Origin of the sequence: Acinetobacter sp. 826659 (genome assembly GCF_000588515.1) — a bacterium.
In the GTDB taxonomy this organism is placed as follows: domain Bacteria; phylum Pseudomonadota; class Gammaproteobacteria; order Pseudomonadales; family Moraxellaceae; genus Acinetobacter; species Acinetobacter pittii.
This window is the reverse complement of the sequence record NZ_JFYD01000001.1, coordinates 795,224-807,704: the sequence shown is the minus strand read 5'-3', so window position 1 is coordinate 807,704 and position 12,481 is coordinate 795,224. Positions and strand designations below refer to the sequence as shown.

Here is a 12,481-nt window from a genome sequence, read left to right as displayed (position 1 = left end):
CTTTTCAACGAGAAATAGATCGTTATGTTGAGAAGTTTAAAAAGCTTTTTTAAAAGAAAGAATTTATATCTTTTTCATATCGGCAATCTGTTATAATCTCACGCAATTTATTTAACCGCTTTGGCTGTGTATTAAAACAAGCTACATAGCACTCTATATTTTCTCAAGGTAACCCATGGCGCAAGCTAAAAAATCCGTCGATATCAAAAATATACGAAATTTCTCGATTATTGCCCACATTGACCATGGTAAGTCTACATTGGCTGACCGTTTTATTCAGATGTGTGGCGGTCTACAAGATCGTGAAATGCAAGCTCAGGTCTTAGACTCAATGGAGCTTGAGCGTGAACGTGGGATTACCATTAAAGCCGCTTCTGTCACGCTGTATTACACCCATCCAAATGGTCAGGAATACCAACTTAACTTTATTGATACGCCAGGGCACGTTGACTTCTCCTATGAAGTTTCTCGTTCATTAGCTGCGTGTGAAGGTGCACTATTGGTTGTAGATGCTGCACAAGGCGTTGAAGCTCAATCAGTTGCAAACTGTTATACAGCAATTGAACAAGGTCTAGAAGTTCTTCCTATTCTAAATAAAATTGATTTACCACAGGCTGAACCTGAACGTGTAATTCATGAAATTGAAGAAATTATCGGGATTGAAGCGACAGATGCACCAACTTGTTCAGCAAAAACTGGTTTAGGTGTTGAAGGTGTACTCGAGCGTTTAGTCGATGTTATTCCGGCACCAGAAGGTGATCGTGAAGCACCATTACAAGCATTAATTATCGACTCATGGTTTGATAACTACTTAGGCGTAGTTTCTCTTGTTCGTATTAAACAAGGTCGTATCCGCAAGGGCGACAAAATGTTGGTTAAATCGACAGGACAAACTCATCCGGTCACTTCTGTAGGTGTATTTAATCCTAAGCATACTGAAACAGATATTCTTGAAGCTGGTGAAGTAGGTTTTGTTATTGCTGGTATTAAAGATATTTTTGGTGCACCAGTAGGTGACACAATTACTCTTGCTTCTACACCAGACGTTGCAACTTTACCTGGTTTCAAAAAGGTTAAACCGCAAGTATATGCTGGTCTTTTCCCGATTGATGCGAGTGACTTTGAACCGTTCCGTGAAGCGCTACAAAAATTGCAGATTAACGACTCGGCTTTATTCTTTGAACCAGAAAGTTCTGATGCATTAGGCTTTGGTTTCCGTTGTGGCTTCTTAGGTATGCTACATATGGAAATTGTACAAGAGCGTTTAGAGCGTGAGTACGATCTTGACCTCATCAGTTCTGCACCTACCGTAATTTATGAAGCATTAACCAAGAAAGGTGAAACGATTTATATCGATAGTCCATCAAAAATGCCGGATGGATCGACCGTAGAAGATTTGCGTGAACCAATTGCTGAATGTCATATCCTTGTTCCTCAAGAATACTTAGGGAACGTAATGACGCTCTGTATCGAACGTCGTGGTGTACAAAAAGATATGAAATTCTTGGGTAACCAAGTTTCTATTACTTTTGAAATCCCGATGGCTGAAGTCGTTATGGATTTCTTTGATAGATTAAAGTCATGCTCTCGTGGCTTTGCATCTTTAGACTATAACTTTGTACGTTTTGAAAGTTCAGCTTTAGTTAAGGTTGATGTGTTAATTAATAGCGAAAAGGTTGATGCCTTGGCTATGATTTGTCACCGTAATGATGCACGTCATCGTGGTATTGCATTGGTTGAGAAAATGAAAGACTTGATTCCTCGCCAAATGTTCGATGTTGCTATTCAGGCAGCAATCGGTGCACAAATTATTGCCCGTTCTACCGTAAAAGCGATGCGTAAAAACGTATTGGCAAAATGTTATGGTGGTGACGTTTCGCGTAAGAAAAAACTACTTTCTAAACAAAAAGAAGGTAAGAAACGTATGAAACAAGTGGGAAGTGTTGAAATTCCACAAGAAGCGTTCTTGGCTGTATTGAAAGTAGAAAGATAAGAAATGAGGGTGGGGAAAGTGAATAATTTCTTTTCCCCACTGTAATACAAGCAGCGAGGCTGCGAGTGAGGTCATGTGGATTTTGATTTTAATTTAATTCTTGTTCCAGTTACGCTGATTCTATTTGCAGTGTGGTTGTTAGATAAACTTGTATTAAAACAGCGTGCAAATAAAGGACGCGGGAACGAAAATTTTGTCATTACATGGGCCTATGACTTTTGGCCAGTTTTAGCTGTAGTACTTGTGCTTCGTTCATTTCTTTATGAACCATTTAATATTCCATCGGACTCTATGGTACCAACTTTAGAAACTGGTGATTTTATTCTGGTGAATAAATTTGATTATGGTGTACGTTTACCTATCGTTAATAAAAAAATTATTGATGTAGGTGAGCCGAAGCGTGGTGATGTAATTGTATTCCGTTACCCACCTCAACCGACTATTAGTTATATTAAACGTGTAATCGGTTTACCTGGTGATCATATTGTTTATGACCATGGGCAATTAATTATTAACGGGCAAAAAGTACCGAAAGTATTAACACAGTTCAGTCGTGAAAAAGATGTGATGGATACGCCAACGTCTATTTATCATAAAGAGACGATTGGTGAGCATACCTTTACGATGCGTGAGCTTGAAGGCGTAAATGTGGCGCGCCAAGCACCGTTTATCAACTATGTTGAAAATGGTAAATATGCGAACCAAGACGGTTTATATTGGGAAGTGACTGTACCAAAAGGACATTACTTTGCAATGGGGGATAACCGAGATCAAAGTGCAGACAGTCGTTTCTGGGGTTTCGTTCCTGAAGAAAACTTAACAGGACGAGCATTCTACGTGTGGATGCATAAAGAACCGGGTTTACACCTTCCTAACTTTAGCCGAAATGGAAAAATAGATTAAAAACAACCATTAGGAAAAAAAGAAATGCGTAAGGCACAACAGGGTACTTCGTATTTAGCAATTTTATTTGGGGTGGTTATATTTGCGGTTGCAGTAAAAGCTGTACTTGCAGTTTGGCCAGCATATTGGGATGATCGGCTGATTAATAATCAGATAGAAGAGCTTTTACAAGAAAGCTCTTCTGAGATCACACCACAAAAGTTTGTAACACAAATGGATCAGCGACTCGAAATGAACAATATTCGTGATCTCCACTTTAAAGAGATCGCTCAAGTGTTTAATCAGTCAGGTCTAACGGTCAAAAAGAAATATGAAGTAAGAAAACCTTTCTTATTCAATATTGATTTAGTTTTAACATTTGAGAAGAGTTTTGATAAAACATCAGTTCAAACTAAGTGATCCTCGCTTACTGAGTCGAATCGGATATCAATTTAAGCAGCTTGAATTGTTACAGTTAGCTTTGACTCATCGTTCGGTGAGTCACAAATACAATTACGAGCGCTTAGAGTTTCTCGGTGATTCATTATTAGGCATGATAATCGCCAATTATCTATATCATGCCTATCCAAATGAAAATGAAGGTCGTCTCACGCGTATGCGTGCGACCTTAGTTCGCCAAGAAGCGTTAGGTAAGATTGCAACCGATTTGCAACTTAGTCGGTGTTTAATATTAAGTACAGGTGAGTTGAAATCTGGTGGTCATCATCGTGAGTCAATATTAGCCGATACGGTAGAAGCGATTATTGGTGCAATTTATCTTGATAGTGGTGATCTCAACTTACTTAAAGATATTGTGCTAAAATGGTACATACCCTATTTAGACCATATAGAACCTACGGATCAACTCAAAGATCCGAAATCACGTTTACAAGAGTATCTACAAGCACGTAAAAAACCTCTCCCTGTTTACGAGGTTGTAGATATTCAGGGTGATGCACCTCATCAGCACTTTAAAGTGGAATGTGTAGTAGATGGTTTACCGAAGATTTATGGTGAGGGTTCAAGTCGTCGTTTTGCCGAGCAGGCAGCAGCGGCGGAAATTTTAAAGTTATTGGAGCAATAACCTGCATGTCGATGCATTCTGATCAAATCAATCCAGATTCAAATGAAAACCAAGATCCTAATAATCTGATTGATCAATTTTTTAGTTCCAAAGGCGTAACAATCCCTTCGGATTTTAAGAGCGGATTTGTGGCGATTGTGGGACGTCCAAATGTGGGTAAATCTACCCTCATGAACCATTTATTGGGTCAAAAGCTCTCTATTACTTCGCGTAAACCTCAAACAACACGTCATAAAATTATTGGTATTGATTCACGTGAAAAAATGCAGGCGGTATATGTAGATACCCCAGGTATGCATAAAAAAGAAGTGCGTGCTATTAATAAAATGATGAACCGTGCTGCTCATTCTGCATTACGTGACGTTAACTTAGTTTTATTCGTTATTGATGCTTATAAGTGGACTCAAAACGACGATTTAGTGCTTGAAAAACTCAAGAACGCTGAAATGCCGGTTATTTTAGTCATTAATAAGGCGGACACTTTTGAAGATAAAAGAGAGATTCTTCCTCTCATTCAAGAACGTGCCAAACTTATGAATTTTGCTGAGATTGTTCCTGTTTCTGCTTTGCGTGGTGCAAACTTAGAACACTTGAGTGAAACGATTGAGAAGTACCTTCCTTACCAACCACCATTGTATTCTTTTGATCAGATTACTGACCGCTCTGAACGCTTCTTGGCAAGTGAGATTATTCGCGAAAAAATCATGCGTCAGTTGGGTGAAGAGCTTCCTTATGATTTAACAGTACAAATTGAATCTTTCAAAACGGAAGAAGCAACTGTTAATGAAAAAACTGGTCGTTTAAAACCAGCTTGTACCTATATCGATGCAACGATTTTTGTAGATCGCGCTGGTCAAAAAGCCATTGTGATTGGTGAAAAAGGTACTAAGCTTAAAACGATTGGTATGGATGCTCGTAAAGACATGGAAAAAATGTTTGAGCAAAAAATTATGCTTACACTTTGGGTAAAAGTGAAGGGTGGCTGGTCTGATGATGAGCGTGCTCTAAAAAGCTTAGGGTATAGTGATATCTAAAGGATAAGGATGCTGGTATGAAAACAATTACATCGTTAATTGCTATAGTTGGATGTACATTGATGTTACAAGGTTGTGTATATAAGCTTGTAACCGTACCAGTAGGTATCGCCTATAAAACTACTAAAGGTGTAGTTAAAGGTACAGCAGCTGTTGTAGGTGCTGTTATTCCTGATGGTGATGATGAGGATGACAAAAAAGAAAAAGAATCTGAGGAATAGATTCTTTTTATGATGCGCAATGAAGTCCTCCATGGATATATGATTCATCACCGTAAGTACCGTGAAAAAAGTCATATTGTGCATCTTTTTACTCAGGAATATGGGCGAGTCGATGGCATCTTAAGGCAGACTCCGCCCCCTCAATATCAGCCTATTCGGCTACAAGCCACGGGTAAAAGTGAACTCAAAAATTTTACTAAGCTGGAAATATTAAATCAGCCTGTTTTCTTTTTTGGTGATGCTTTTTTTGCTGGTTTTTATCTAAATGAAATTGTTCTTAGACTTTGCCCGTTAGAAGAGGCAATGCCGCAATCTTTTGAGCAATATCAATTAACCCTGCTTCAATTACAGCAATTATCTTCCCATGAAAATCCTGATCTTTTTCTGAGACAGATTTTGCGTCAGTTCGAACATGTTTTACTTCCTGAGCTGGGTTACGCGATTGATTTCTCAATTGATACTCAACAACAGCTAATACAGGCTCACCAGTTTTATCAATTTCAGGTGACTGAAGTTTTTGCGCCCGTTGTTCAGGCAAGCCGTTCCTCATTGTCAGGTAAAGCAATTTTATCTATGTTGGATTATGAGCAAGGTCAGGATTTTTCTCACGAACAATTGCAATTATTAGGTAAACTATACCGTCAAATGATTACATCGCTTTTAGGAGATCGTCCCCTAAAAAGTCGACAATTGTGGATTCAAAATACTCAAACTCAATCGTAATTAGGATTTATTTATGGCTGCATTGCTTGGTGTAAACATAGACCATGTTGCTACTTTGAGACAGGCGCGCGGTACTACTTATCCAGACCCTGTGGAAGCTGCTCTTATTTGTGAACAAGCTGGTGCAGAGGGGATTACTTTGCATTTGCGTGAAGACCGTCGCCATATTCAAGATGACGATGTACGTCGCATGCGCCCATTATTAAAAACGCGTATGAACCTAGAGTTGGCTGTTACTGATGAAATGGTCGAGTTTGCGAAAGAAATTCAGCCTCAGCACGTATGTTTTGTTCCTGAAAGACGCCAAGAAGTAACAACTGAAGGTGGTTTGGATGTAGTGGGTAACTTTGAAAAAGTTAAAGCTGCAACTCAAACTTTAGCGGCTATTGGTTGCGACGTATCATTATTTATTGATGCTGATTTAGCTCAAATTGATGCAGCAGTTGCGTGTGGCGCACCTACGATTGAGTTGCATACGGGTGCATATGCAGATGCGGAAACAGAGCAAGATCAACAAGCTGAGTTGGCGCGTATTATCAAAGGCGTTGAATATGCAGCTTCAAAAGGTTTGGTTGTAAATGCTGGTCATGGCCTTAACCTTAAAAATATTGCACCAATTGCAGCTATTCCACAAATTCATGAATTAAATATTGGCCATTCAATTATTGCTGAAAGTGTTTTTGTAGGTCTGGTTCAAGCTGTTAAAGATATGAAAACCGCGATTAAGGCCGCAGGATAGTTGGTTATGTCGAGTATCAATTACGATGAATTAATGCAACCTGTGATCGCCTTTTTAGGTTGTCAAACACCAAAAGCATGGTTGGATGAAGCAATCAATAATTTAGATATCTTGATGCAAGATCATGCTAATTGTGAAAAGAAAGCAGCTAGTACAGCAATGAACTTAATGTTCCGTTATAGCTTCTTTCCTGACTTACAAATAAAACTTGCTCAGCTTGTACGAGAAGAAATGCTTCACTATGAACAAGTGCTTGAGCTTATGGCTAAGCGTGGTCAAGAGTGGACTGGTTTAAGTGCCGGACGTTATGCAGGTGGATTACGTAAAGAGATTCGTACGTATGAACCTGAAGCTTTAATTGATGTGCTGGTGATTGGTGCATTCGTAGAGGCTCGTTCATGTGAGCGTTTTTATGCACTTGCTCCGCGTGTAGATGATGAGTTAGGACGTTATTATCGATACTTGCTTAAGTCAGAGTCTCGTCATTTTGAAGACTATCTCGCACTTGCGCTTGATGTGGCAAAAACTGCAAAAATGAAAGATCCTAAAGAGGATATTCAGCAGCGAATTGATCATATCCGTGAAATTGAAAAGAATCTGATTTTAACGCCAGATAATACTTTCCGTTTTCATAGTGGTATCCCTGCTTAGTCTTGGATGTCTCAAATAAAAAAGTTTACCTTTCACGGTAAACTTTTTTATTAGGTGAACATTATCTCTTAGACAGTAAGCATGCTCTGCTTTTAGTTTTTTAATGCATATAATTATTTAATAAATATATTTTTTATAGATTTTAATTTCTCTTAAAATTTTTAAAAAACTTTTATTTTTTTAGGCTAATAATAAATATTGTGTAAATATAAAGACTGATATGTTCATCATGAGTTCAACTGAAATAGTTGATCATTTCTAAGGATATAAGAATGTTAGCATTAGTTACAGGCGCATCGGCAGGTTTTGGTTATAGCATTTCAAAAAAGCTGATTGAGCTAGGATATAAAGTTATTGGCTGTGGAAGACGAGCAGAAAAACTAGAAGAACTAAAACAAGAACTTGGTGAGAAATTCTACCCATTAGTATTTGACATGACGGATACGGCAGAAAATATAAATAAGGCATTGGTTGATTTGCCAGCCGAATTTCAAATCGGTCAAATTGATTTATTGGTGAATAATGCTGGATTGGCATTAGGATTGGAACCAGCAGATAAAGCAGAATTAGATGATTGGTATACGATGATTGATACCAATGTTAAAGGGCTTGTTACTGTTACCCGACTAATTTTACCAAGTATGGTAAAGAAAAAATCAGGTTTAATCATTAATATGGGCTCTATTGCAGGTACATACCCATACCCAGGGGGCAATGTGTATGGGGCAACCAAAGCATTTGTGGAGCAATTTAGTCTAAATCTTCGTGCTGATTTGGCTGGTACTGGTGTGCGCGTAACTAATATTGAACCAGGATTGTGTGGAGGTACTGAATTTTCTCTTGTGCGTTTTAAAGGTGATGAGGATAAAGTAAACAGCCTATATGATAAAAAGAATCCACTCTTGCCTGAAGATATTGCAAATACGGTAGCTTGGATTGCTTCACAACCGCCACACATTAATATTAATCGTATTGAAATGATGCCGACCACCCAATCTTTTAATCCTTTAAAAGTGGTTGAAGTCGAATAATAATTCGAGAATAGAATAGATTCTTTAGAGTTAAATTGGACCCTTAAACCTAACAAGACGCTAATAAAAAATTAAATCCTCTATCTGCTGATAGAGGATTTTTTTATAGTTATTGATAAATTTATGGCAAAAAAAAAGCCCGCTTTAATGCTGCGGGCTTTTTAGTATTTGGCTCTCCCACCTGGGCTCGAACCAGGGACCTGCGGATTAACAGTCCGTCGCTCTACCGACTGAGCTATGGGAGAATCTGCATGCGATTATAAGGAGATTTTGAGAAGGGTCAAGTCTAAATTGTCATGTTTACTTCATTTTTGTGTCGTATGCTTTTTATTTGATCAGTTGAGCGGTGAGTTAAGAAATTACTTGCACTTTAAAAAATCAATTGCTAGATTCAAAAAAGAACAAGCGTTTGGAGAAATCCAAACAGTGTGGATTTAAACCAACTTGCCAGCACTAAAATGGCTAAATCGGAGATAAGTATGAAAACGCTTACGATCGCTTCTATTTTTTCTAATTTTGATTTCTATCAACACAATTATCTGAATATCTTAAATCAATCAGAATCTTATTACACACCTGTAGAAAGTGCATGGATTAATACTTATCCTTTCAAAAAGCAGAATTTGTATTTAGGCGATTTATTGCAGCTTTGGTTTAGCTCTAAATGGAATGTGCATAATTCACTTAAGATTTTAAAAAGCTCGGAACTACTAAACTCCTCTGAATCTTTATATATTTTCCAATTAGAAGGTGAGTTATTGCTGGGTAAAAATAAAGTTTTAGCTTGGTCTGTAGAGCATCAAGAAATTATAGAGCTCCAACTTAAAAATATTTGGGCGCCGTATGTGATTGCACAAACTTGTAAACGTCCAGATAATTCAGGTGATTCAATAAAAAAGGCAGCGATTTAAGGCTGCCTTTAACGATTATGGACGAATAATCATGCAGGTTGCTGTTGCATAAGCATACAGTTTACCTTCCTCATCAATAATCTTTCCTTCAGAAATACCTAAATTTTTACTTAAATTAATAACTTTGCCTGTTGCAATTAAAGCCTGATTTTGGGGAATAGGGCGGCACATTTTTACGTTAAGGTCGATTGTGCCGTAACCTACACCCGCAGGTAACATCGTATGTACTGCACAGCCAGTCACTGAATCTAGGACGGTGGCAGCAAAACCACCATGTACGCCACCGAGTGGATTTAAATGGTTATGATCTGCTTGGGCTTTAAAGGTAACAGATCCTTCTGAAATTTCAGTAGGTTGCATAGGTATTGTTTTACTAATGCTGGCAGGTGGAATATGGCCTTCTATCATTGCTTGTAAAAATTCAAGGCCAGTCATTTCCATCGGATTTTTCATTTTTTGGGTCCTTTAATTCTTTAAGTTCTAAAATAGAACTTGATATTAGCCTATTATTAAGTCATCGATAAGTCAATTCTATAGTTAAAGATTGAACTGATAAGTTGAATCTTAAAATTTTGTTCATTTAATATAAAATTCCTTTATTATAAAAATTGAATTAAATGAGTTGCATAATGAATTAGATAGATAAGAAAGACTTCTTTTACACTATAAGAAATAACAGGAGCATAAGGACAATGCTTTTTAAAATTGCACTCGTTATGGTGGCTTTTGCAGCAAATTCTGTATTGTGTCGTTTGGCTTTGGCAGGCCAACATATTGACCCAATGACTTTTAGCCTCATACGAGTAGCAAGTGGTGCAGTTGTTTTATTAGGACTGTTTTTATATTCAAAATCGTCTCAAACCAAAGTCCAATGGAGTTTAAAAAACGCATTTTTTCTAGCGGTTTATATTTTGGCATTTTCGTATGCTTATCTTCAAATCGACGCTGGTATTGGTGCTTTGTTATTGTTTGGGGTTGTACAGCTGACTATGGTGCTTTACGGCTATTGGCAGGGGGAGCAGATTGGCATATACCGTGGTATAGGCTTATGTATTGCTTTGGCTGGAATCATTGTTTTGCTATTACCGGGTGCTCATGCGCCTGATTGGGGATATGCTCTAATTATGGTGATATCTGGTTTAGCATGGGCAGGATACAGCATTGCTGGTCGTAATATGACACAACCGATTGGTAGTACGTTGGCAAATTTTTCGCTAGCTGTGCCAATGGTTTTGTTGGCGAATGTATTGGTTACCCAAGATAGATACATTGACGTGCAAGGATGGGTCTTAGCGATTTTGTCGGGTGGTGTCACTTCAAGCGGGGCTTATGTACTCTGGTATGCGATTTTGAAGCATATTGATCGGGTGACAGCGAGTACAGTACAGCTAAGTGTGCCATGTTTGGCGATTATAGGTGGAAGCCTATTTGTAAATGAGACTGTGACAGGGCAAGTGATTTTATCGAGTTTTATGGTTTTATTTGGAATTTTATTAGTCATTTATATAAGACCTCAAAAAGCCAAAAATGCATAAGTGAATTAAAAAAGGGTTCTCTCAAGAGAACCCTTTTTATGCAAAATGCAGATTATTTCGCAGCTTTTTCAGCTTCAATTGAAGCAATAGCAGCGTCTACACCTTCAATTGAGTCAGCAGCTTTTTTGATACGTGCTAACGCATCAACTAGTACTTCGTCAGCTGTTGCATATGAAATACGCATAAAACCGCCTAAACCAAATGCATCACCAGGAACAACTGCTACGCCAGTTTCTTCTAGTAACCATTCAGAGAACTCTGTGCAAGATTTTAAGCCTTTTGCACGAATAAGAGGACGAATGTTTGCATAGGCATAGAAAGCGCCATCAGCAGGTAAGCAAGAGATACCTTTAATATCATTTAAGCCATTTACAACTAAGTCATGACGGCGTTTAAACGCTTCAATCATAGGTTGTAAAACGTCTTGTGGACCATTCAATGCAGCTTCAGCAGCAACTTGCGAAATAGAAGTTGGATTAGAAGTTGACTGTGATTGGATCTTTTTCATTGCACCAATGATTTTTGCTGGACCGGCTGCATAGCCAATACGCCAACCTGTCATTGCATATGCTTTAGAAACACCGTTTAGAACAATTGTGCGGTCATATAAATCAGGTGCAACAGTTGCGATATTGTAGAACTCGTCTTCCCAACGAATCGGTTCATACATATCGTCAGATGCAACAAATACTTGTGGATGACGACGTAAAACTTCAGCTAAAGCTTCTAATTCAGCTTTGCTATAAATCATGCCTGTTGGGTTAGATGGGCTGTTTAATACAACTAAACGAGTGTTAGGTGTAATAGCAGCTTCTAATTGTTCAGGAGTGATTTTGAAGCGTTGGTCTTCGCCACATTTCACAATGACTGGAGTACCTTCAGCAATAATGACCATATCTGGATAGCTTACCCAGAAAGGTGCCGGAATGATAACTTCATCGCCTTTGTTTAATAGGGCAAGTGCCAAGTTAAAGAAGCTTTGCTTACCACCACAAGAAACCAAAATCTGGTTCGCTTGATAATCAAGATTATTATCACGCTTGAACTTAGCAATAATTGCTTTTTTTAACCCAGGAGTACCATCTACAGCCGTATATTTGGTGAAACCATTATTAATCGCTTCGATTGCAGCATCTTTGATGTGTTGAGGGGTATCAAAATCTGGCTCGCCAGCACCTAAACCAATCACGTTCTTGCCAGCAGCTTTAAGTTCAGCAGCTTTATTTGTTACAGCAAGTGTAGGGGACGGTTTGATAGCATTGACACGATCAGAAAGACGTACGTCCACGGCAATATTCCTCTTATGGGATTAAAAAATAAAAAGCATACTATCTTATCGCAAAAATTAAGCAATTTGCGGATACGGGTATTTTTAGATGAAAAAAAGTTTAATTTAAGAAGGTTCTTGTTGCTGTTTTACTCAATTGAAGCTTTTTTGAAAAGAAATGATAAAAATCATTTATAATAGGTCGCAATCGAAATTTCGAGAATGAATCATGACTGAGCAACAGCCAAAACAGAAAAAGGCTTTGGTGAAATTGCCATTCCCAATGCCGAATGAAAGCAATCAAGCAGATGATGCGGTACACAACCAAGTGCGTCCAAAACCAGAGCAATACGCGGATAGAACATGGATGCCTCCCCGTGGTACGCGTCGTTCTATGGGAAAACGCTAAT

The 12,481-nt window shown here is 38.3% G+C and carries 16 protein-coding genes and 1 tRNA gene; 14 read left to right on the top strand and 3 right to left on the bottom strand.

The window, feature by feature from the left end:
- Window positions 1-175 precede the first annotated feature (175 nt).
- The 10 genes from lepA (at window position 176) to J663_RS03710 (ending at window position 8,358) form a co-directional block, all read left to right on the top strand.
- Window positions 176-1,993 (top strand): translation elongation factor 4, encoded by a 1,818-nt coding sequence (lepA, locus tag J663_RS03755; RefSeq protein WP_002118606.1) that lies wholly within the window; start codon window positions 176-178, stop codon window positions 1,991-1,993.
- Window positions 1,994-2,068: 75 nt separating this feature from the next.
- The gene (lepB, locus tag J663_RS03750; protein WP_005067825.1) at window positions 2,069-2,896 is read left to right on the top strand and encodes a signal peptidase I; all 828 of its coding nucleotides are present in this window, start codon (window positions 2,069-2,071) and stop codon (window positions 2,894-2,896) included.
- 24 nt (window positions 2,897-2,920) lie between these two features.
- Window positions 2,921-3,295: a DUF4845 domain-containing protein gene (locus J663_RS03745; protein ID WP_032055219.1), complete on the top strand. Its 375-nt coding sequence runs from the start codon at window positions 2,921-2,923 to the stop codon at window positions 3,293-3,295.
- Window positions 3,267-3,959 (top strand): ribonuclease III, encoded by a 693-nt coding sequence (rnc, locus tag J663_RS03740; RefSeq protein ID WP_005067830.1) that lies wholly within the window; start codon window positions 3,267-3,269, stop codon window positions 3,957-3,959. Before J663_RS03745 ends, rnc begins: the two co-directional genes overlap by 29 nt.
- An 11-nt stretch (window positions 3,960-3,970) precedes the next feature.
- Window positions 3,971-4,993: a GTPase Era gene (gene era / locus J663_RS03735; protein ID WP_014207367.1), complete on the top strand. Its 1,023-nt coding sequence runs from the start codon at window positions 3,971-3,973 to the stop codon at window positions 4,991-4,993.
- A gap of 17 nt (window positions 4,994-5,010) precedes the next feature.
- The gene (locus J663_RS03730; RefSeq protein WP_005067833.1) at window positions 5,011-5,214 is read left to right on the top strand and encodes an NF038104 family lipoprotein; all 204 of its coding nucleotides are present in this window, start codon (window positions 5,011-5,013) and stop codon (window positions 5,212-5,214) included.
- Between the two features lie 9 nt (window positions 5,215-5,223).
- Window positions 5,224-5,937: a DNA repair protein RecO gene (gene recO, locus J663_RS03725; RefSeq protein ID WP_033847861.1), complete on the top strand. Its 714-nt coding sequence runs from the start codon at window positions 5,224-5,226 to the stop codon at window positions 5,935-5,937.
- 13 nt (window positions 5,938-5,950) lie between these two features.
- Complete coding sequence (pdxJ, locus tag J663_RS03720; protein ID WP_033847860.1) at window positions 5,951-6,676, top strand: pyridoxine 5'-phosphate synthase; 726 nt, start codon at window positions 5,951-5,953, stop codon at window positions 6,674-6,676.
- 6 nt (window positions 6,677-6,682) lie between these two features.
- Complete coding sequence (locus J663_RS03715) at window positions 6,683-7,327, top strand: tRNA-(ms[2]io[6]A)-hydroxylase (RefSeq protein ID WP_033847859.1); 645 nt, start codon at window positions 6,683-6,685, stop codon at window positions 7,325-7,327.
- A gap of 272 nt (window positions 7,328-7,599) precedes the next feature.
- A complete protein-coding gene (locus J663_RS03710; protein ID WP_033847858.1) occupies window positions 7,600-8,358 on the top strand; it encodes an SDR family oxidoreductase in 759 nt (252 codons plus the stop codon).
- Between the two features lie 169 nt (window positions 8,359-8,527).
- Here the strand turns inward: J663_RS03710 and J663_RS03705 are convergent.
- A tRNA-Asn gene (locus J663_RS03705) sits at window positions 8,528-8,603 on the bottom strand.
- A 46-nt stretch (window positions 8,604-8,649) separates the two neighbouring features.
- On the opposite strand from J663_RS03705, the gene J663_RS18745 reads away from it, so the two are divergent.
- Both J663_RS18745 and J663_RS03700 read left to right on the top strand, forming a co-directional pair.
- Complete coding sequence (locus J663_RS18745; RefSeq protein ID WP_014207362.1) at window positions 8,650-8,796, top strand: hypothetical protein; 147 nt, start codon at window positions 8,650-8,652, stop codon at window positions 8,794-8,796.
- A 41-nt stretch (window positions 8,797-8,837) separates the two neighbouring features.
- On the top strand, window positions 8,838-9,269 hold the full coding sequence (locus J663_RS03700) for a hypothetical protein (RefSeq protein WP_033847856.1): 432 nt from the start codon (window positions 8,838-8,840) through the stop codon (window positions 9,267-9,269).
- 15 nt (window positions 9,270-9,284) lie between these two features.
- On the opposite strand, the gene J663_RS03695 is transcribed toward J663_RS03700, so the two are convergent.
- Entirely contained in the window at window positions 9,285-9,722 is a 438-nt protein-coding gene (locus J663_RS03695; protein WP_002119022.1) for a PaaI family thioesterase, read from the bottom strand.
- Window positions 9,723-9,961: 239 nt separating this feature from the next.
- Between J663_RS03695 and J663_RS03690 the strand changes: the two genes are divergently transcribed.
- On the top strand, window positions 9,962-10,804 hold the full coding sequence (locus J663_RS03690) for a DMT family transporter (protein ID WP_033847854.1): 843 nt from the start codon (window positions 9,962-9,964) through the stop codon (window positions 10,802-10,804).
- Window positions 10,805-10,856: 52 nt separating this feature from the next.
- Here J663_RS03690 and J663_RS03685 read toward each other — a convergent pair whose 3' ends face one another.
- Entirely contained in the window at window positions 10,857-12,092 is a 1,236-nt protein-coding gene (locus J663_RS03685) for a pyridoxal phosphate-dependent aminotransferase (RefSeq protein WP_002118408.1), read from the bottom strand.
- 208 nt (window positions 12,093-12,300) lie between these two features.
- Between J663_RS03685 and J663_RS03680 the strand changes: the two genes are divergently transcribed.
- The gene (locus J663_RS03680) at window positions 12,301-12,480 is read left to right on the top strand and encodes a hypothetical protein (protein WP_002118942.1); all 180 of its coding nucleotides are present in this window, start codon (window positions 12,301-12,303) and stop codon (window positions 12,478-12,480) included.
- The last annotated feature ends 1 nt before the right edge of the window (window position 12,481 follow it).